The 19,318-nt window shown below is 46.7% G+C and carries 17 protein-coding genes; 6 read left to right on the forward strand and 11 right to left on the reverse strand.

What is annotated here, in order from left to right; genetic code table 11:
* Nucleotides 1-107: 107 nt before the first annotated feature.
* Nucleotides 108-1,451, forward strand: a complete 1,344-nt coding sequence (locus CFT61_RS02325) for an MATE family efflux transporter (RefSeq protein ID WP_089542876.1) — start codon at nucleotides 108-110, stop codon at nucleotides 1,449-1,451.
* 81 nt (nucleotides 1,452-1,532) lie between these two features.
* Here the strand turns inward: CFT61_RS02325 and CFT61_RS02330 are convergent, their stop codons facing one another.
* The 5 genes from CFT61_RS02330 to nusB form a co-directional block, all read right to left on the reverse strand.
* Entirely contained in the window at nucleotides 1,533-1,982 is a 450-nt protein-coding gene (locus tag CFT61_RS02330; protein WP_089542877.1) for a DUF5606 family protein, read from the reverse strand.
* Between the two features lie 35 nt (nucleotides 1,983-2,017).
* Nucleotides 2,018-2,593 carry a dephospho-CoA kinase gene (gene coaE / locus CFT61_RS02335; protein ID WP_089542878.1) on the reverse strand — a complete coding sequence of 192 codons (576 nt, stop codon included), beginning with the start codon at nucleotides 2,591-2,593 and terminating at the stop codon, nucleotides 2,018-2,020.
* Between the two features lie 33 nt (nucleotides 2,594-2,626).
* Nucleotides 2,627-3,595: a CdaR family protein gene (locus CFT61_RS02340; RefSeq protein WP_089542879.1), complete on the reverse strand. Its 969-nt coding sequence runs from the start codon at nucleotides 3,593-3,595 to the stop codon at nucleotides 2,627-2,629.
* Between the two features lie 18 nt (nucleotides 3,596-3,613).
* The gene (gene yajC, locus CFT61_RS02345) at nucleotides 3,614-3,931 is read right to left on the reverse strand and encodes a preprotein translocase subunit YajC (protein ID WP_089542880.1); all 318 of its coding nucleotides are present in this window, start codon (nucleotides 3,929-3,931) and stop codon (nucleotides 3,614-3,616) included.
* Nucleotides 3,932-4,044: 113 nt separating this feature from the next.
* Nucleotides 4,045-5,043 (reverse strand): transcription antitermination factor NusB, encoded by a 999-nt coding sequence (gene nusB / locus CFT61_RS02350; RefSeq protein WP_089542881.1) that lies wholly within the window; start codon nucleotides 5,041-5,043, stop codon nucleotides 4,045-4,047.
* Between the two features lie 310 nt (nucleotides 5,044-5,353).
* Here nusB and CFT61_RS02355 point away from each other — a divergent pair, with 310 nt between their 5' ends.
* The 4 genes from CFT61_RS02355 (at nucleotide 5,354) to CFT61_RS02370 (ending at nucleotide 7,860) form a co-directional block, all read left to right on the forward strand.
* Nucleotides 5,354-5,962 (forward strand): 50S ribosomal protein L25/general stress protein Ctc, encoded by a 609-nt coding sequence (locus tag CFT61_RS02355; protein WP_089542882.1) that lies wholly within the window; start codon nucleotides 5,354-5,356, stop codon nucleotides 5,960-5,962.
* A gap of 49 nt (nucleotides 5,963-6,011) precedes the next feature.
* Nucleotides 6,012-6,584, forward strand: coding sequence for an aminoacyl-tRNA hydrolase (gene pth, locus CFT61_RS02360; RefSeq protein ID WP_089542883.1), 573 nt, complete (start codon nucleotides 6,012-6,014; stop codon nucleotides 6,582-6,584).
* A gap of 2 nt (nucleotides 6,585-6,586) precedes the next feature.
* Nucleotides 6,587-7,009 (forward strand): RNA-binding S4 domain-containing protein, encoded by a 423-nt coding sequence (locus tag CFT61_RS02365; protein WP_089542884.1) that lies wholly within the window; start codon nucleotides 6,587-6,589, stop codon nucleotides 7,007-7,009.
* A gap of 284 nt (nucleotides 7,010-7,293) precedes the next feature.
* Nucleotides 7,294-7,860 (forward strand): porin family protein, encoded by a 567-nt coding sequence (locus CFT61_RS02370; protein WP_089542885.1) that lies wholly within the window; start codon nucleotides 7,294-7,296, stop codon nucleotides 7,858-7,860.
* Between the two features lie 144 nt (nucleotides 7,861-8,004).
* Here the strand turns inward: CFT61_RS02370 and CFT61_RS02375 are convergent, their stop codons facing one another.
* On the reverse strand, nucleotides 8,005-10,956 hold the full coding sequence (locus tag CFT61_RS02375; RefSeq protein WP_089542886.1) for a TonB-dependent receptor: 2,952 nt from the start codon (nucleotides 10,954-10,956) through the stop codon (nucleotides 8,005-8,007).
* Nucleotides 10,957-11,232: 276 nt separating this feature from the next.
* Here CFT61_RS02375 and aroB point away from each other — a divergent pair, with 276 nt between their 5' ends.
* Entirely contained in the window at nucleotides 11,233-12,279 is a 1,047-nt protein-coding gene (gene aroB, locus CFT61_RS02380; protein ID WP_089542887.1) for a 3-dehydroquinate synthase, read from the forward strand.
* A 39-nt stretch (nucleotides 12,280-12,318) separates the two neighbouring features.
* Here aroB and CFT61_RS02385 read toward each other — a convergent pair whose 3' ends face one another.
* From CFT61_RS02385 to CFT61_RS02405, 5 genes are all read right to left on the reverse strand, one after another.
* Nucleotides 12,319-13,371: an AMP-binding protein gene (locus tag CFT61_RS02385; protein WP_089542888.1), complete on the reverse strand. Its 1,053-nt coding sequence runs from the start codon at nucleotides 13,369-13,371 to the stop codon at nucleotides 12,319-12,321.
* Nucleotides 13,372-13,474: 103 nt separating this feature from the next.
* Complete coding sequence (locus tag CFT61_RS02390; RefSeq protein ID WP_089542889.1) at nucleotides 13,475-14,551, reverse strand: o-succinylbenzoate synthase; 1,077 nt, start codon at nucleotides 14,549-14,551, stop codon at nucleotides 13,475-13,477.
* 66 nt (nucleotides 14,552-14,617) lie between these two features.
* Entirely contained in the window at nucleotides 14,618-16,147 is a 1,530-nt protein-coding gene (locus CFT61_RS02395) for a carbon-nitrogen hydrolase family protein (RefSeq protein WP_089542890.1), read from the reverse strand.
* 144 nt (nucleotides 16,148-16,291) lie between these two features.
* Nucleotides 16,292-18,022 (reverse strand): phosphoethanolamine transferase, encoded by a 1,731-nt coding sequence (locus CFT61_RS02400; protein ID WP_089542891.1) that lies wholly within the window; start codon nucleotides 18,020-18,022, stop codon nucleotides 16,292-16,294.
* A gap of 69 nt (nucleotides 18,023-18,091) precedes the next feature.
* Nucleotides 18,092-19,261, reverse strand: a complete 1,170-nt coding sequence (locus CFT61_RS02405; protein ID WP_089542892.1) for a BamA/TamA family outer membrane protein — start codon at nucleotides 19,259-19,261, stop codon at nucleotides 18,092-18,094.
* Nucleotides 19,262-19,318: the final 57 nt, after the last annotated feature.

The raw sequence follows: 19,318 nt of genomic DNA on the forward strand, positions 1-19,318 counted from the left end.
TGGTAGTTACTGAATAAAGCTGTAACTTTGCACATCCAAACGGAAGTTCAGAACATCAAGAAAAAGATTAGTAATTAAAAAGCAATATAAACAACCATAGTACAGCAATGACAATGCACAAGAAACATCATTACCGCGAACTGCTCTCGATAGGTTTTCCTATCATCATCGGACAACTGGGAACCATCATCCTGGGATTCGCCGACACGCTGATGATCGGTCATCACAGTACCCCCGAACTGGCGGCAGCAGGACTGGTAAACAATATCTTCGGTCTCGTTTTTGTATCCTATATGGGATTCACCTACGGCCTCACTCCTATCATCGGCAGACTCTACGGAGAGGAACGCACCGACGTCATCGGTCAGAAGGTGCGCAACTCCTTCCTTGCCAACATGCTGACGGGAGGCATCTTCACCCTTGCCCTCATCCTGCTCTATCTCAATCTGGCACATATCGGACAGCCGGAGGAACTGCTGGAGCTTATCCGCCCTTACTTTCTGGTGAATCTGGCATCGGTGCTCTTTATGGGCATCTTCTATACCATGAAGCAATTCCTCGACGGAATCGGACAGACCAAGGTGGCAATGTGGGCGATGATAGGCGGTAACATCGTGAACATCCTGGGCAACTGGGTGCTCATCTACGGTGTGGCTGGCTTCCCGGAACTGGGATTGCTCGGAGCCGGAATCTCTACCCTGGCAAGTAGAATCCTGATGGCACTGGCGATGGTTGGAATAGTAGTGACCTGCAGGAAATTCAGAACCTACAGTTATGACATTGTACACAGTTGCGTAAACAGGAAGGATTTCAAGGAGATGAACCGACTGGGCTGGCCGGTGGCTCTTCAGCTAGGTATGGAATCGGCTGCCTTTACGCTGAGTTGCGTGATGGTAGGCTGGCTCGGCACCATTCCATTGGCAGCTCACCAGGTAATGATTACCATTTCGCAGCTCTTCTACCTCGTGCTTTCGGGTATGGCTGCAGCCATGGCCATCCGTGTGAGCCACTTTATGGGGCAGAAAGACTATGCCGCCGTTCACCTCAATGCCTACGACGGATTCCGACTGAACCTGCTGTTCTCGCTCTGCATGGGTCTGCCGGTACTTCTGCTCCGCCACCAGATAGGTGGATGGTTTAATGATAACGTAGAGGTACAGGCGTATGTAGCTACGCTGATTATCCTGATGATGGTTTATCAGTTTGGCGATGGTCTGCAATACACCTTTGCCAATGCGCTTCGAGGCATTGCCTGCGTGAAACCGATGGTGCTCTATGCCTTCATCGCCTATTTCGTCATCTCATTGCCATTGGGTTATACCCTCGGTTTCCCTTGCGGCATGGGATTGCTGGGCATCTGGATTGCCTTCCCGTTCGGTTTGACCATTGCCGGCGAAATGTATCGGAGAAGATTTGAGAAGGAATTGAAAAAGATAGAAAAAAATAAATAAACCAAGTCGCCCTGAAAGGGCAAAAGCTTTGAAATTGAAAGCTTTTGCCCTTTCAGGGCGACTTTTATATACCCATGACTCTTACTCAGCGGTCTGCTCAGCACGATCATCTACATTCTCACCCTCTGTTGGAGCAAGAGTAGCCTTGAAATCTGTGATACCATACTTAGCGAGGATGTTGTACCACTGGAGGAGCTTCTTGATGTCGCTGTCGTGTACACGGTCGCGATCGTAGTTAGGAAGAACCTCAGCGAAGTAATCGTGAAGCTCAGCAGCAGGAGCCTTCTTGTAGTTGAAAGAACTTGGCTTGCCCTCTTCCTTCTTGCTTACGCTGTCGAGTACCTCCCACAATGGCACCTCGTCTGCATCTGTGTACATAGCGATGTCACCAAGGCTGGTTACACGGTCTGTAGCGAAAGCTGGCACACGCTTGTGAGTTTCGTCGAGAGTCTCAACGATAAGAGTTCTGTTACCTCTTGATACCAATTTGTAAAGGCCTGGTTTGCCTGCAATTGAAAGAATTGTTTCCATTGTCTATTATAATCTATTTTTATTTTTTAATATGATCAATTATCTGATAGATTGAGCAAATCGAGCAGATGCACTACCTGCGCTTCTACATCACTCACCCCATCATTCACGATTTCATAATCCGAACGGGCTATCAGCTCTTCCTGCGGCATCACGGCATCTATCCACTGCTGCGCCTTCTGCTGAGAGATATGATCGCGCTGCATGATGCGCTGCAGACGAACGGCAACGGGAGCCGAGACACATACCACCTTATCGAAATGGGTACGACGATGGAACCCACTATCAAAGAGGATGGCACTCTCCATCCACTCACAGTCGCTCTGCTCGAAATCACGAGCCACTGCGGGATGCACCACATCGTTTACCGCCTGCTTGTTTGCCTCGCCTGTCAGGATAAACTGGGCAAGCACCGGTTTCTGCAAGATACCATCAGCACTGTACACCTCCTCGCCGACCAACTTCTTCAAGCCCGCCTGCAAGTCAGCATCCTGCCTCATCAACCGCTTAGCCCCGGCATCGCAGTCGTAAACCCTGATGCCGTGCTTCTCCAGGATTCTGCACACATAGCTCTTTCCGCTACCTATGCCCCCCGTTATAGCTATCTTCATAACAATGAATTGTAAATTATCAATTATCAATCATCATTGCTGTTCCAGCAGATAATCCACCGTTTCCATTTCCAGCGATGCCTTGCTTACCGAACGAGGCACACTACGCAGCTGCAGGGTACACTTATCTGAAGGATTGGCAGCGATTTCATTATAATCCACTACCACCGTAAACTGGCTAGGCTTGATGGTTCTGAAGAGACTAGCTCCGATGGTGAACTTCACCGACACCTTGGACGGGAAAGTTCTGAGTACCTTATCGGGCGGCATATTGATAGCCGTAATCGGAACATCCACCATTTCCTCGGTCAGAACATCCGGATATACAGCCAGTCGAACCATATCAGGCATTACCTTCACGCCTCGAATCTTCTTGATGCGCACATTTTCCCGGATGGTATCCTGGAGATTGCGGTAATAGAAAGGTACGATCTCTACAGACTTGACCTCATCGAGCTGTCGCTTGTTGGCATATACGGTAACCATAGAAGGGAAAAACTCGGTATGCGCCAGATAATATCTCTTGCTGGTCGTAATCTTTCCCCTGAACACCACCGGCACCTTCTTGGAAGCACCATAGGTGAAGTAGAAATCAAACTTGCCCGGCTTTACCTGCAGGAGTTTGCTAGAACCATAGAGCTGCGAGAGAATCTGCTTCTGTACATCAGCTACCGGAATCACACCCTGTCCCTCTGTTTCATCTGCATAGTTGTTAAACTTGAAATTAAGCGGACGGAAAGCATAGGTTATCAGGGTGAATCCCTTATCACGCACCGTAATACGCACAGTATCAGGCAAATCTCCTGTTATTACCGCATTACGTGGTGTTCCCACCAGGCGCATAGGAATCTTATATTCCCTCTCCATGGTCTCATTGAGCGTCATCATCAACCAGAAGGCGCCACTGAGAGCGAGAAAGAACAAAAAAATCAGAAACTCCTTATTCAGGCCACTGAACAGGAAGTTTCTGACAGCCTTCAATATATTCCGAATACTATGCATCAGAATCCTATGAATAGACTACTGTGCGTTAGGAGTCTGGCTAGCTGCGTCTGCGAATACGTAACCCTTAGCTACAGTGATGACAACACCACGTGCAATCTCTACATCTACTGTATTAGCCTGGAGATCTATGCGCTTAACTGTGCCATACACACCACCGCCAGTAACCACCTTTGTACCCTCTGCCAAAGAATTCTGGAACTTACGTATCTCTTTCTGCTTCTTCTGCTGAGGACGAATCATGAAGAACCACATGATAGCGAAGATAGCTACCATCATAATGAGGAAACTCATACTGCTACCACCAGCAGCAGCCTGCAATACTAAATTTGTCATGTCTTTATTCTAATTGATTAATGTTGTTTATTCTTGAATATCACTATATATGATCGAAAGTATTCATATATATAATGTACGCGCGTACATTATATATAAGTACTCTCTACAGATTAGCCTTCCTTATGTCCATGAGAACCATGATGACCACCCTTGCGCTCAGGCAACTCCTTCTGGATCAAGCCACGAGAGATGAGGAAGCGGGCGATGGTATCGAGCATGCCGTTTACATAGCCACCACTGCGAGGAGTACTATAGAGCTTGGCAAGATCTACATACTCATTGATGGTAACCGTAGCAGGAATGCCAGGGAAAGTCATCAGCTCGGCAATGGCAATCTGCATGACTACTACATCCATATAAGCCAGGCGGTTGAAATCCCAGTTGCGGCAAGCATCGCCGATATAGTGCTGATAAGCATCGCAGTTGAGCAATGTAGCACGGAAGAGCTTGCGGGCAAAGTCGCGGTCCTCTTCATCCTTATATTCCGGAAGCAATTCCTGATCTGCCTTGCTGGTTGGCTCGAAGCGCTTGATGGTCTTCAGCACGAAGGTATCGATGATATCCTTGTCATCATTCCAGTAGAGGCTCTTCTCCTCGAGCAAAGCATCGAGATCATCATTGTTCAGAATGAAGGTCTTGTAAGCACGGCGCCAGAACTCGCGGTCGTATGCATAATCGGTAAGTTCCTCCTCATGATCCTTGGTCATGGAACCGTCAATATAACTGGCATAGAGATCGCTGGAGACGATGGCAGTATAAATCTTGCGTACTGTTTCGATATCCTCTTCCCAAGAAGACTTCTTCACATCAGCCCAGTCGGCGAGCATCTTGTTCTCTTCCAACTGCACAGCAAATCTATTGTATGCGAATCTTGAAGAAGGCTCTGGAGCGCCCTCACGCTGAGCACGAGCCACCTCTACCTCATAGCGCTTCTGTGCCTCCTGGGTAAGAGCTACAATGAGTTGCAACATATAGTTGTACAAGTCATACGACTTAGAAAGAGCAAACAACAGCTCCTTTTCAGCACTATCAATATTATGATTGCTGTTCTGATAGTATGCGTAGGTTAACTGCACAATCTTACGTCTTATCAAATCCCTATTAATCATTCTCTAATAATTTAAAAGATTTATTTATATAATTACCTAAAACAGTGCAAATTTACATATTTAATATATAATATGCAAGAAAAGGGGCAATAATTTCTATTTTTTTAAGGTTAGGAGATGAGTTTTAGATATTTAACGGGCATTTTGGAGAAAATATCGCCCAGAAATTTGCATATTCCAAATAAAAGTAGTAATTTTGCACCCGCTTTACGAGAAACACTCGCGAGGCATGCTTCAAACAAAGCTAATCCGTGTGATGGCGAGTTAAGGCAAAATTATTTTTTTAACAACTTAATTTAGAGTAACACAAATGAAAGAGATTAATGTAACAGGTCAGAAGCGTACAGACCTTGGCAAGAAAGCTTCTAAGTCATTGCGTAAGGAAGGTTTCATCCCATGTAACCTTTATGGTGAGAAGAAGGATGCAAACGGTGCTCCTGAGGCTATGTCATTCGCAGTTCCATTCACAGAGTTGCGTAAGATCATCTACACTCCTCATGTATATGTAATCAACCTCATCATCGATGGTGAGAGCCACACAGCTATCATGAAGGAGATCCAGTTCCACCCAACAACAGATGCTCCTCTGCACGTTGACTTCTACGAGGTGAACGATCAGAAGCCTATCACTATCGGTATCCCAGTTAAGTTGGTAGGTCTTGCACAGGGTGTACGTGATGGTGGTCGTATGAACCTCTCTATCCGTAAGATCAACGTTACAGCTCCTTACCAGGTTATTCCTGAGCACCTCGATATCGACGTTACAGAGTTGAAGATTGGTAAGAGCATCAAGGTAGGTGACCTCTCATTCGAGGGTCTCGAGTTGGCTACAAGCAAGGCTGTTGTAGTTTGCTCTATCAAGATGACACGTAACGCTCAGCTCGCTGCACAGGCTGCTACTGAGGAGGAGGAGGCTTAATCGATAGTCTTCAAAGATTTTACGAACCTGAGTAAAGCATTATCAAACATTGGATAAATATTTGATTTGTGGGCTTGGTAATCCTGGCGACGAATACGCTGATACCAGGCACAACACAGGATTTATGGTATTGGACGCTTTTGCTAAAGCGTCCAATATTCATTTTGAGGATAAGCGATACGGATACATTGCCCAAACTACGCTCAAGGGAAGAAAGATTATCCTGCTGAAGCCTACCACCTTCATGAACCTGAGTGGTAATGCCGTGAGATATTGGCTGAATCAGGAAAAGATTGACCAGAGCCGACTCCTGGTAATCAGTGATGAGCTCGCCCTGCCTCTCGGCGCTTTCCGCCTGAAGGCTAACGGAAGCAATGGTGGTCACAACGGCTTGGGACATATCCAGCAGCTTATCGGTCAGAACTACGCCCGACTCCGTATGGGTATCGGCAACGATTATCCTCGTGGCGGACAGATAGACTGGGTACTTGGCAAATATACCGAGGAAGACATGAAGCAGCTTCAGCCTGCCATCGACCTGGGTGTGGAGATTATCAAGAGCTTCGTATTGGCTGGTATTGATATCACCATGAACCAGTACAACAAGCTAGGAAAGAAATAATCATGAAAGAATCTGCAAGAATAGACAAGTGGCTTTGGGCAGCCCGCATTTACAAGACTCGCAGCATTGCTGCCGATGCCTGCAAGAATGGCAGAGTAACTGTAGGCGGCGTAACCCGTAAACCCTCCTTCATCATTAAGCGTGGCGACGTGGTGAGCGTGAAGAAAGCCCCTATCACCTACTCTTTTGAGGTGCTCGATTGCATAGAGCAGCGTGTAGGAGCCAAAATGCTCTTCGGAGTCTATAAGAACGTGACCGATCCTAAGCAGTATGAACTGCTGGAGATGAGTCGCATCAGCGGATTCGTAGATAGAGCAAGAGGCACTGGTCGCCCAACCAAGAAAGAACGCCGTGCCCTGGATGCCTTCGTTGATCCAGCCATGTTTGGATTTGATGAAGAAGACTGGGACGAAGAAGATTCATAAATAACCAAAAGAGGATATAGCATCAGTTATATCCTCTTTTTTCTTTTCCATAAAAACCGATACTTTGCAAGAAAAAGGGGATAATAATTTCTAAAAACATACGATATGGGAACAAGTATGCTACATTTTGTAATATGATGGAAAATAAAGCTTAAAAAGTTTGGAGCGAATAGAGAAAACCTATATCTTTGCAACCAGTTATTTATGGTATCAGAGTATAAGCTGATTACCAACTTACTCAATCGTGAGTATTAACATACTATTAATTTTATAATTTAGAGATTATGAAAAAATTATTTGTAATGGCAGCTATGGTGCTGTCTTCAGTAGGTGCTTTCGCACAGCAGGCTGCAGGTACAACAACTCTCCAGCCTAAGGTAGGTTTGAACGTTGCTACAATCGGTGATAACGACTGGAAGGCTGGTTTCGCAGCTGGTGCTGAGTTGCAGTATCAGGCTGCAGACAACTTCGGTATCGCTGTAGGTGCACTCTATTCTGTACAGGGCTTCAAGGGAAAGGATGTAGATATTGACACTCCTATCGGAAGCGGAACTATCAAGAATGACTTTAAGTGGAATCCAGGCTACATCAATGTGCCTATCACTTTGAACTACTACCCAGTAGCTGGTCTTGCTCTCAAGGCTGGTTTGCAGCCAGGCTTCTTGGTAAATAAGGATGATATGGACGACGCAAAGACCGTAGATCTCTCTATCCCAGTAGGTCTCTCTTACGAGTACCAGGGTATCGTTTTCGATGCTCGTTACAACATCGGTGTAACTAAGCTTGCAGATAACTACGATCACTACAACAACGTAATCCAGATTACTGTAGGTTACAAGTTCACTCTCTAATCAGGGAAATGAAGATAGCGATTCCCCTTCGCTATTTAACATAGAAAAGAATAATCCCCGCTCCTCATCATGAAGAGCGGGGATTTCTTTTGTCATACCTATTTGAATTTTACCCTGAAAATCTATCTTTATCCAAACATTCCGTTAGAACATTCTACCAGGACCACCTCCAGGATGACCGCCATTGAATGGACGACCACGGAAATCAGGTCGGCCACCAGGACCACCAGGACCGCCAGGACCACCAGGACCACCCTGACGTGCCTGCTTGCCTCCGAAGAGATTCAAGCGATATACCACATGAAGCATCGCATAGCTGTTGATAGCATTATACTCCGTATCCGTACGGGATGTAGCAGAAATGGCACGAGAGAAGGTGCTCTGCTGACGAAGGATATCGTAGAACTGGAGCATGATGGTCAATGGCTTGCCCTTCAGGAAACCCTGAGAGAGCTGGGCATTCCATACAAACTCATCAGTATTCATACTGCTGTCGTTATAGCCACGGCGACTGCTGATAGAGAGGCTTGAGTTCAAGCTGGTTCCCCAAGGAGCTGTAAGCGTCATGCTTGGTCCATAAGAGAACTGCCAGGTATCAAGGTTGCTGTTTGGCTGCAACTTGTTCTTGGCATGGTTATAATTCAATGTTCCATCGAGCGAGAGCTCCAACCAATCGTTGCGATAACTGAAAGAGAGGCGTTCTCTCCAAGTGGTGCTTCGGGTGGTATTCTTCTGGGAATCTGACTGCTTGTCAAGACTCAGATAGCTCACGTAGTTGTTGTAACCCAAATTGGTATCGGTATTCAGGTTCCAGACTCCTGCACTGTCGATAGAGCAGTTGAACATGAAGGCTCCCATCACATTCCAGTTACCATTGATATTCTCCGGACGGGTAATTCTTCCACCAGTCGTCTCATCATAGGTCACCTTATTGCTGATGCTATTGTTGGTGGTAGAGAAGTTGACGAATGTCATGATACCCTTGTTGTGGTTCTGCACGAAGTTGTTGTAGAACAATCGGAAGTTCTGGGTGAACGATGGCTTCAAGCCAGGGTTACCCATCGAGATGTTCAGCGGGTCGCTGTTGTCGGTGATATCAAGCAACTGCGAGATGCTTGGCTGAGAAGTGGTACCACGATAGTTGATTCGCAGGTTGCTCATCTTGGAGAAGCGATAGCGGAAATCGAGGGTTGGACTCACATTCACCACATTGCGAACCGTATCTACATGCACTCCCTGATAATCCTGGATATACTTAGACTGCTGTGGCTGAACCATCACACCGAAGTTCAGGTTGTACTTCTGACGGATGAATCGCATCATCACCTGGATATCATGATTGTAGTTGCGATACTCTGAGAAACGGCTCAGCTCATCATCCTTGTAATCATTGAGCTGACCAGCGAACGGATTCAAGTAGCTATCCCAACCACGGTACTTCTGATCGCCACTCATCGCATACTTGCTGAAATCGTAGGTGCTGCGGTCGCTCTTGGAGTAGCTGTAAGTAAACTTATAGCTGAACTGCAGGAAGGTTGCCTTCCAGAGTGGCTCACTATAGGTCAACTGTCCCGCATAACTATAATTCTTCGAAGGAGTCAGGTTATAGCGGTTGGTCTGATAAGTAGAATCCTTACCCTCTGCCGTCTGTACGAGATAGAGCTTGGCATTGTTGAGCGAGATGCTCTTGCTGTCATTATCAGTATATTTGGCATCTACACGGAAGGTGATGTTACGTCCCTTGTTGCCCAACTTGCGGTTGATCTGCAACATACCGTTGATATTGTTATTATCAGAATAGGTGATGCCATTGGTCAACTGGCTGTTCACCATGGCATCCGCCTTGTCCAACTCCTCAATACCTTCCTCAGAAAGAGGGTCTTTGGAGGTAATGGTATAAGGATCCTTGTTGTAAGAAGCCGACTGGCTGCCACTCAATCCATCGCTGGTACTCCAGGAAATGGAAGGACGGAAGAGGATATTGGTCATGGAATCAGGCATCCACTCCAATCGGATGTTGCCATTCCAACTGTTGCTGCGAGAGAAACTCTGGCTCAGGCTATTGCTGAAAGAGCTGCTGCTACCCATGAAGTTCTCGCTGGAACGACTGCTCCATACATCGCCATCGCTGTGATTCCAGCGGAGAGAGGTATTAAACTTGAACTTGTTCTTCAACTCATAGTTGTAGTTGGCAGCTATCATCTTGCTGGCATTCAAGCCATTGGCACCGCCGAATCCTCTACCGGGTCCACCGCCACCGAATCCACGGTCGCTGGTATTATTGGCATTGGCAAAGAGCATGAATCGGTTGTTGTCATTGAAATAACCACCCATACCACGCATATTGTAGCGGCTCTTGTTGCCTACACCCAGGTCGATGTTGGAAATCAAGCCCTTGTTCATACCCTTCTTCACACCGAAGTCGAGCACGGTCTGTTCCTCGCCATCATCAATACCTGTTACCTTAGAGAGATCACTCTTCTCATCGTAAGCCTTGATCTTGTCGATGATGCTGGTAGGCAGGTTCTTCAGGGCAGTCTTAGTATCGCCCGTCATAAACTCCTTACCATCCACGAGAATCTTTTTCACTTCCTTACCATTAATCTTGATGGTACCATCGTCGCTTACCTCAGCACCCGGCAGGCGCTTCACCAGCTCCTCAACCACCGAACCTTCCGGTGTGCGGTAAGCAGCCGAATTATAGACGAAGGTATCCTCCTTCAGGTTCACCTTCTGAGCCATGGCGGTCACCACGGCACCCTTCAGCATGATGGCATCTGCACCGAGAACCACATTGCCCATCGCTAGATTCTTGTCATCAGAAATCTCGATACGCTTTACGGTAGTCTTGTAACCTACACTCGACATTTTAAGTAAATACTTGCCATTGGCAGGAGCCTTGATATGAAAGAGGCCCTGCTCATTGCTGAGAGCACCCGACACATAGGTACTGTCGGTCTTGAGTAACTGAATCGTTACCTGTTCTACGGGATCCTTGGTATCACGGTCGGTAATCACACCGGTAATCAAGCGATCCTGAGCAAAAGATGCCATGGTTACGAACACCAGAAGCATCATCAGAATAGATCTTTTCATTAATTATAGACGTTATTATTATTTCTTACTTATATATTTGACTTACTTATATGATTAGACCCGATAAAAGCACAATTGTAAAAAACAGCTGCTCTTTTTGGGGCATTCTGCTTCTTTTGACGCATAAAATATATCAAGGTTTAAACTTTTATAGATAAAAAAGTGCTTTTTATTTTGTTTTGTCTCTGATTTAACGTACCTTTGCAAGTGAATTTACAATGAGTTGCCCACAAAAGGTGACTCAGAAAGTCAGTTTCTTTTAAAAGTATATATGTTATGGATCAGAGAGTAATCATATCAACCCATCTGGAGAACGAACTGGTAAGCGCTCTCTCAGAATGCGAGCACGACAAGCTGTTTGTGCTTACAGATACTACCACACTGGAAAAGTGCCTTCCGGTTTTGCAGAAATTCTACTGCATGAAGGAAGCCAAGGTGATAACGATTCCGGCTAGCGACAGTCATAAGGACATCGAAAGTCTGATGATGGTATGGAAGGGACTGCAGGAAGGTGGCGCTTCACGTCACTCTTGCATGATCAACCTCGGAGGCGGTATGGTAACCGACCTCGGCGGTTTTGCTGCCAGCACCTTCAAGCGCGGCATCAACTTCATCAATATTCCTACTACCCTGCTGGCGATGGTAGATGCATCTGTGGGTGGAAAGACCGGCATCAACTTCGGAGGTTTGAAGAATGAGGTGGGTGTTTTCAACGATTCTAAGTTCGTAATTCTCGACACCGAGTTCCTGAAGACCCTGGATGCCGAGAACATCTGTTCGGGTTATGCCGAGATGCTGAAGCACGGCTTGATTTCTACCGAGGCAATGTGGGAAGAGCTGGTAAGCTTCGACCTTGCCAACCCAGACCTGAAGCAGTTGCAGCGCATGGTGGGCGACAGCGTGAAGGTAAAGGAGCGCATCGTAGAACAGGATCCTCATGAGAAGGGCATCCGCAAGGCACTGAACCTGGGACATACCTTCGGTCATGCCTTCGAGAGCTGGGCGCTGAAGCGCAAGCCAATCCTTCATGGTTATGCCGTGGCATTCGGTCTCATCCCTGAGCTTTATCTCAGTGTGGCAAAGACAGGATTCCCAACAGAGAAGATGCGCCAGACCGTGACCTTCATCAAGGAGAACTACGGTACGCTGAACATCACCTGCGATGACTACGACGAGCTGATAGAGCTGATGCAGCACGACAAGAAGAACCAGAATGGCATCATCAACTTCACCATGATGGGAGCCATCGGAGACATCCGCATCAACCAGACCGCTACAACAGAAGAAATCAAGGAAGCACTCGACTTCTTCAGAGAAGGATAATATAATATGGCGGGCTATCAACCCGCCATTATTGTATCTTTATGCCAAACAGCAGCGCTTCGGCTTTCCAGTTTCGGTAAGCGGAAGATGATCTACATGAAGGTATTCCCTTGGAATCCAATATTTATGACTTTTAGATTCAGATGATTTGTTTGAATCATCTGATTTACCAGATAAGAGGCGGCGGATAGTCGCCTCTACTTTTTTGAGATCCTCATCCTCAGTCAGGAGAACGGCAATTTCTCCAAACTTCTCATCTTTCTTCTTGGCTATCATGAAAGGCTTTTCCAAATGAGGTTTCAGAAATTCTTCTACTTCTTCTATCTGTATCTTGATACCGCCACTGCAGATCACATTATCTTTCCTGCCCTTGATGCGGAAACGAGTTTTTTCCACCTTATTATATATATAGGATTCTATTTCCACAATATCATTCGTTACCAGGGTTTCGGCACAGACAAGAGGGGCATCGATGACGAGACAGCCTTCTTCGGTCTGACTGATTTTCACGCTATCAAAAGGCTGATACCATTCGCTAGCCTCAGCGCCATTGATTCTTCGCAAGGCGATATGAGATAAGGTTTCGGTCATGCCGTAGGTGCTCCAGATAGCGATATTGCCAGGAAGAGCCTGGAGTTCCTTTTCCAAGGATGCATCGATGGCTCCACCTCCGATAATCAGATGGCGGATATGAGTGAGTCGCTCCCGCTCCTCAGGAACCTGCAGGGTGTTATACACCTGCATCGGAACCATGGCAGCAAAAGTGATTTCCCCATTTACATCTTTTCCATTTACATCTTTCAAATTTATATCCTTCAGCGGATGACCACTAGGAGAAACAGAAATAAGATGGAGATGGCGCTCAATACTGCGCACCACCACCATCTTACCTGCGATATAATCAAGCGACATACAGAGCAGAGCGCTATCACCAGGCTTCAAACCCAGGAAATCACAAGTAATGCGGGCGGAGTTGAGCATTCGCTTCTTCTCCACCATCATCGGCTTGGGCTTTCCCGTGGAGCCACTGGTATGCACCAGCACCCGGTCACTATCGTTATTCCATTCAGAAAGGAAATCTTCTAAAGTCATAATTTAAATTATACCCTGCTTAGCGGATTACAAATCCGCAATAGTTACCCAATGATGCGGCGGATTACAAATCCGCCGAAACAAATAGGGGTAAAATATTATATTATTTTACAACAAAGAGTTTATCCCCCCGGATTTCCAATGGCATTGGGATGTTATCAGTAAAGAGCTGACCGGTGCCTAAGCCCTGAGGCATCTCTACATTCGGACCATATACCTTGGCTGCATAATGTGCGATGGCATTCAGTCCGATGTTACTCTCCAATGCCGAGGTAATCCAACTGCCAATACCACGCTGGCTGGCCAACTGGATCCACTCGTTGCAACCATAGATACCACCATGGAGCGAAGGCTTCAGGATGATATACTGTGGACGAATGGTATCGAGCAATGCCTCCTTCATACTTCTGACATTCACACCAATCAACTCCTCATCCAGGGCGATAGGAAGCGGAGTTTCTCTACAGAGCTGCGCCATCTTAGGCCACTGATGCTGCTTGATAGGCTGCTCAATGGAATGGATATCATACTTAGCCAAAGCCTCCAACTGGCTCATGGCATTCTCTGGCAGAAAACCACCATTGGCATCCACTCTCAGTTCTACCTGTTTCTGGGTATAGACATCACGAATGCGCTTAATCAGATCGAGTTCCTTGAAGAAATCAATGGCACCAATCTTCAGTTTCACACAATGGAAACCCGCCTGGAGCTTCTCCTCCAGTCGTGCCAGCATCTCCTCATAAGTACCCATCCATACCAGTCCGTTAATGGTGATACCCTCTTCTCCTTTTCCGAAAGGAGAGTCGAAGAGATCTACCAGGTTCTCCATTCCTGTAGGAACAGAAATAGGAAATCCCTGCTTCTTCGCTGCATCGAAGAGAGAGGCAAAGGCTGTCTCCAATCCGAAGGTGATGCTAGGGTAAGCACGAATCATATCGTATGGGATGCGTCCCATCTGCTCCACCATCTGACATACCTGTCGAAGGGTGACAGCATATTCCGGTTTGGCATCGCAACTGAGATCAGGGAGCGTAGCACACTCACCCACTCCCTCCACTCCCGGTAATTCATCCGATGTAAGGGTGAGATAATAACTATGTCTCGTGGTATATACGCCACGAGACGTGCCTGCCGGCTGCTTGAAGTGGAGCGTGCGCTCCGAGATGTCTATCTTATACATTCTTTATATATCTATATATCAATACAATTGAATTCTTCACTCTTCGTTCTTCACTCTTCACTTAACTTACTTTTTCTGTTTCAAGTCGTACAAGTCTTTGCGACGGTCACGAAGATTTCGAACGGCACCGTAGGTATGAAGCTCATTCAAGAGATTCAAGTCAACATCTGATACAAGAATCATCTCGGTATTAGGTGTTGCCTCCGAACGCTTGCCATCGTTAGGGAAGGCAAAGTCGCAAGGAGTGAATACAGCACTCTGGGCATATTGGATATCCATGTTGTGAACACGTGGCAGGTTACCCACACTACCAGCAATGGCTACATAGCATTCGTTCTCAATAGCACGTGCCTGTGCACAGACTCTTACTCTAGAGTAAGCATTCTGCGTATCGGTCATGAATGGAACGAAGAGGATCTGCATACCATCCTCTGCCATCAGACGAGAAAGTTCAGGGAACTCCACATCATAGCAGATCACGATACCAATCTTACCACAATCAGTATCAAAGGTCTGGATATGGCTACCACCGCTCAAGCCCCAGCACTTCTGCTCATCAGGAGTTACGTGAATCTTCTCGTACATATCCACGCTACCATCTCTACGGCAAAGGAAACCGACATTGTAGAGGGAATCATCCTTGAGATAAGGCATACTACCCGTGATGATATTGATGTTGTAGCTGATGGCAAGTTCACGGAATCGGTCACGAATCTCATCGGTATATTGAGCCATCATGCGGATGCTCTGTGCCTCACCCAAATCGTTGAATCTCGCCATCAATGGCGCATTGAAATACTCTGGGAAGAGGATAAAATCGCTCTTGTAATCGCTCACGGAATCCACGAAGAACTCTACCTGCTCAAAAAGGTCGTCTACCGAAGCGTATGGACGCATCTGCCACTGTACCAGACCGATTCGCACGGTTGGTTTTCTATCTACATAGGAATCCGTAGGTGGCTGATAGTAGATATTATCCCACTGCAAGAGGGTTGCGCAGTGTTCGCTCTCCTCGTCACTAGGAAGATAGTTGCGGATGACACGGCGAACGTGGAAGTCGTTGGAAAGCTGGAAGGTAAGAACCGGGTCGTAAATCTCACGGTTTCTTACGTGCTCGATGTACTCCTTAGGGCGCATCTTGTCGGCATACTTATGATAGTTTGGAATACGACCACCAAACATGATCGCCTTCAGGTTGAGCTTCTCGCAGAGTTCCTTGCGATACTCATACATACGGCGAGCCAATCGCAAGCCACGATAGTCTGGGTGGATAAACACCTCGATGCCGTAAAGGATGTTTCCATTAGGATCGTGGGTATTGAAGGTTTCATTACCTGTCACCTGAGCATAGGTATGGTCGCCTTTCACCATATTATAGTTGACAATGATAGAGAGCGCACAGCCCACAATCTTATCATCCACGATGATAACCACCTGTCCCTCAGGAAAGATAGTAATGAGTTTCTTAATCTGTTCTTTTGTCCAGAATACATCTGAGTCTGCGTAAATACGCTTAAACGACTTGGCGAGCTGGTCATAATCCTCCATGTGGAGGTTGCGCATGCTCACCTTTTCGATTTTTCGAGTTGGTTCCATAACAACTGTATTTTTATTATTATCTAAATCCGGGTGCAAAGATACAGCAAATTATAGATACGACAAAGAGTTTTCGCAAATAATTGATATTTACGAAAACTCTTTTCATGTATTTTGCTGTAAGAAAGCCTTTTGGCTTAGAATTTAACGCAAAAACTTGGCATCTTCCTGCGGTATTGCCTCGTCATGATCATCGAGATAGAGCAACTTTACCGGATGATATTTATCACTTGCCACCGAGTATTCATCCTGACGATAATGGGTCTGAATGCCACCGATGCCCAACATGGTATGGAATGCCGAAAGACTCGTCTGAACCTGCTTGGTACGGTTATCCGCCAGAGCTTTCACTACCTTCGGATATTTCTTATCAAAGCCTTGCGAAGTCCAGATGATGAAAGGCACATGCAGTTCGTAATCCGAAGCCTTCGGGGCAGCATGAAGGAAGAGGCAGCGCTCATCATCGAAAATATTCTCTCCATGATCGCTGGTATAGAGCATCGCTGATATAGGCTGACCATATACCCCATCCGTCTTAGTCTGTATCCCCTCCCATTTCTGCAGACGTTCAATGATACCATGCAGGATATAATCGGTATATCGGATGGTATTATCATAGGCATTCAGGAGGTCACGCCGATTCTCCGACTTTGCCTCACTCCTGCTATCGGGCTTGAAATAAGCGAAACTACGGGGATAACGCTCTTGATAATTGAAGTGAGAACCATAGGTATGAAGAACGACGAAGAGCTTGCGATAATGGTAATGGGCAGACGAGGAAGCATCAGCCTTGGGCAATATCTCATCCAGTTTCTGCAACAAATCCTCATCATAGTGACTGCCCTGGGCAGATTCTTCCTTCTTCAGAAAGTAATGCTCATCAGCCTGTTCTCCCAGAAAATCGATAAACGAATGATTGGGCAACTGGTTGCTGATAAACACGGTATGGAATCCGGCTTCCCTGAAGGCTGCCAGAATGCCTTTCTCATGAAAAAGGCGCTCAAAATCCTCTGCCGATGCAGCAGACAGAAGCATCGGAACACTCTTGTGGGTGGTGTTGCTCTGCGTGGTTGCATCAGGGAAAGCCATAATACCCTGCGTTTTGGAAAGCAGAGGATTGGTATCACGAGGATAGCCATAGAGACTGAAGTTGTGGGCTCTCGCCGTCTCACCCACCACCATCACATACACCTCTGGAGCCTCAGCATCGTGCTCGCTCCTGGCATCAAACTTGAAATCCCTGCTTGCCTCCCTGTAATTTTCCGATGCCGCATTGCGCTCGAAAGCCAGATAGAGATTGTAGCAGACGTTGACAGGATAGAGCTGATTGCGCATCCGGTAATCATCCACCACCACATAGCATGCCAGCAGACAGAAGAGGCCGATAGCCCCCACCTCCATCAGCCATTTGCGAACGTGATGCTGAAAAGAGACAGATATCTGATGCTTCTTCCTGACATGGATGACAGCCAGGATGAGCAAGGGAAGATAAATCACAAAAACACCTACCACGGCAGGTACCAGATTGTCCAGCAGTTCCATCACCTCTCCCGGATTGGTAGTCACGAGATTCAGGAACATATCCACCGCTATCACTCCTGTACCGAAGAGATAGAGCAACACCAGCTGGAAGGCTGCGAAAAAGACAAAGAGAAATGCCCACCATACCATCTTGCCCGGACATCTGGCTACGGAAAAGAACCACATATACAGAGCCAGGGGCAACAGCACATTGGCTGCGCCTGCCCAGAAAGACAATCTTTCGGTAAAGCACAGGGCGATGTTGGGCAGCAGCAATGACACCACCGCATACCAGTAAAGGAAGGTACCCGAAGACACCTTATTATATATAGTATTACATATAGAATGATTCATAGACTACACCTTATTATATATATAGAGCATATCGTGAAAGCATCGTGAATGCATCATGAAAAAGTCTCATCAAAATGCCTCGTTGATATTGAAGAGGAAGCCAGACTGTCCCGACTTACCAAATCCATAATCCAATCGTACATTCACATTCTTCTTGAACTCCCAGCGATAGCCTACTCCCGCATTCGGCAGAATCTGTCTGCTTCGCAACGCAGAGAACTTAGGGAAAACTGTACCTGCTCCAGCCCAGACCACAATACCATTTCGCTTCCAGACATGCTGGCGCAACTCCACGGTAGCCTCCAGTGAATGCTTGTCACGATAGCGGCCCTCGTAATAGCCGCGCATCGAACTGGTACCTCCCAGTTCCGCCATCATACCCCATGAAGGATTGCCGAAATTGAGATTGGCTCCGAAATCCTCGGCAAGAATCGTTCCCTTGCCCAGTCGCTGATAGGCATCAAAACGGAAGTGAGTCGTACTGAAAGCATAATCATTACCCATAAATTTTGGTCGGAACATCTGCTTCAGATTCAGATAGATACCCCGGTGCGGATTGGTAAGATTATCCCGGTTGTCATAAACCAGAGATACGCCCGCTCCTACATTCCAGGTATGCTTATCCATCCCCTGCAGCAATTCCGGGCGCTCTATCTGCTTGCCTATCACATAGTCGTAAGCTGCCATTGGTCCCACATAGAAGTTATCGGCTACCCTGAACAGAAAACTGGCTTCTGCCTGAGCCTGCCAACGCTTCATATCACTCTTGTTGTCATCGTTATCGCCCATCTCGTAACCGATTCCCCAGAAATCGGAAGGGAATGAATAGAAATAGAGATGATAATCAATGCGGTAACGACCGGCAGGAGCTATATGATTACCCCGAACACCCAACATATAGAAGCCCACCGAACTGACATCACCGAAAAGCGATACATTGGAAGGCGGCAAGATGCTATCGTTAGGATCGGTGCGGTAAAGTCCTGCAGCCACCATTCCCAAACCAAACTTGGTATCAGAAGCATAGTGAGGACCTCCGATTACGCTGAAGTCGAACCGCTTATGCTGCTTGTTCTTGTTGGCATCATTGAAGTAGTCTAGGAATCGCGTCATCCACGATTTCTTGACCTGCTGGGCTGTATCCACCTTCTCAGAAGAGAGAGTATCTGAAGAAATTGGCTCCGAGGCATAGCTGCTCAATGCCATCATCGCAAAAAGTATGATTAGAATATGCTTCATAAAGTCAATATTTTCCTGTTGATTCTTTTTTCGTCATTCACTAATAAACCTGTGACA

The organism is Segatella copri, assembly GCF_002224675.1.
Classification (GTDB): domain Bacteria; phylum Bacteroidota; class Bacteroidia; order Bacteroidales; family Bacteroidaceae; genus Prevotella; species Prevotella copri_U.

Bases quoted from the DNA above. Each gene is read 5' to 3' on its own strand.
- CFT61_RS02390 (WP_089542889.1), bottom strand. From the start codon at position 14,551: ATGTATAAGATAGACATCTCGGAGCGCACGCTCCACTTCAAGCAGCCG.
- CFT61_RS02325 (WP_089542876.1), top strand. From the start codon at position 108: ATGACAATGCACAAGAAACATCATTACCGCGAACTGCTCTCGATAGGT.
- nusB (WP_089542881.1), bottom strand. From the start codon at position 5,043: ATGATTAATAGGGATTTGATAAGACGTAAGATTGTGCAGTTAACCTAC.
- aroB (WP_089542887.1), top strand. From the start codon at position 11,233: ATGGATCAGAGAGTAATCATATCAACCCATCTGGAGAACGAACTGGTA.
- CFT61_RS02370 (WP_089542885.1), top strand. From the start codon at position 7,294: ATGAAAAAATTATTTGTAATGGCAGCTATGGTGCTGTCTTCAGTAGGT.
- CFT61_RS02365 (WP_089542884.1), top strand. From the start codon at position 6,587: ATGAAAGAATCTGCAAGAATAGACAAGTGGCTTTGGGCAGCCCGCATT.
- CFT61_RS02385 (WP_089542888.1), bottom strand. From the start codon at position 13,371: ATGACTTTAGAAGATTTCCTTTCTGAATGGAATAACGATAGTGACCGG.
- CFT61_RS02405 (WP_089542892.1), bottom strand. From the start codon at position 19,261: ATGAAGCATATTCTAATCATACTTTTTGCGATGATGGCATTGAGCAGC.
- CFT61_RS02340 (WP_089542879.1), bottom strand. From the start codon at position 3,595: ATGCATAGTATTCGGAATATATTGAAGGCTGTCAGAAACTTCCTGTTC.
- CFT61_RS02330 (WP_089542877.1), bottom strand. From the start codon at position 1,982: ATGGAAACAATTCTTTCAATTGCAGGCAAACCAGGCCTTTACAAATTG.
- CFT61_RS02355 (WP_089542882.1), top strand. From the start codon at position 5,354: ATGAAAGAGATTAATGTAACAGGTCAGAAGCGTACAGACCTTGGCAAG.
- CFT61_RS02400 (WP_089542891.1), bottom strand. From the start codon at position 18,022: ATGAATCATTCTATATGTAATACTATATATAATAAGGTGTCTTCGGGT.
- CFT61_RS02395 (WP_089542890.1), bottom strand. From the start codon at position 16,147: ATGGAACCAACTCGAAAAATCGAAAAGGTGAGCATGCGCAACCTCCAC.
- CFT61_RS02375 (WP_089542886.1), bottom strand. From the start codon at position 10,956: ATGAAAAGATCTATTCTGATGATGCTTCTGGTGTTCGTAACCATGGCA.
- yajC (WP_089542880.1), bottom strand. From the start codon at position 3,931: ATGACAAATTTAGTATTGCAGGCTGCTGCTGGTGGTAGCAGTATGAGT.
- coaE (WP_089542878.1), bottom strand. From the start codon at position 2,593: ATGAAGATAGCTATAACGGGGGGCATAGGTAGCGGAAAGAGCTATGTG.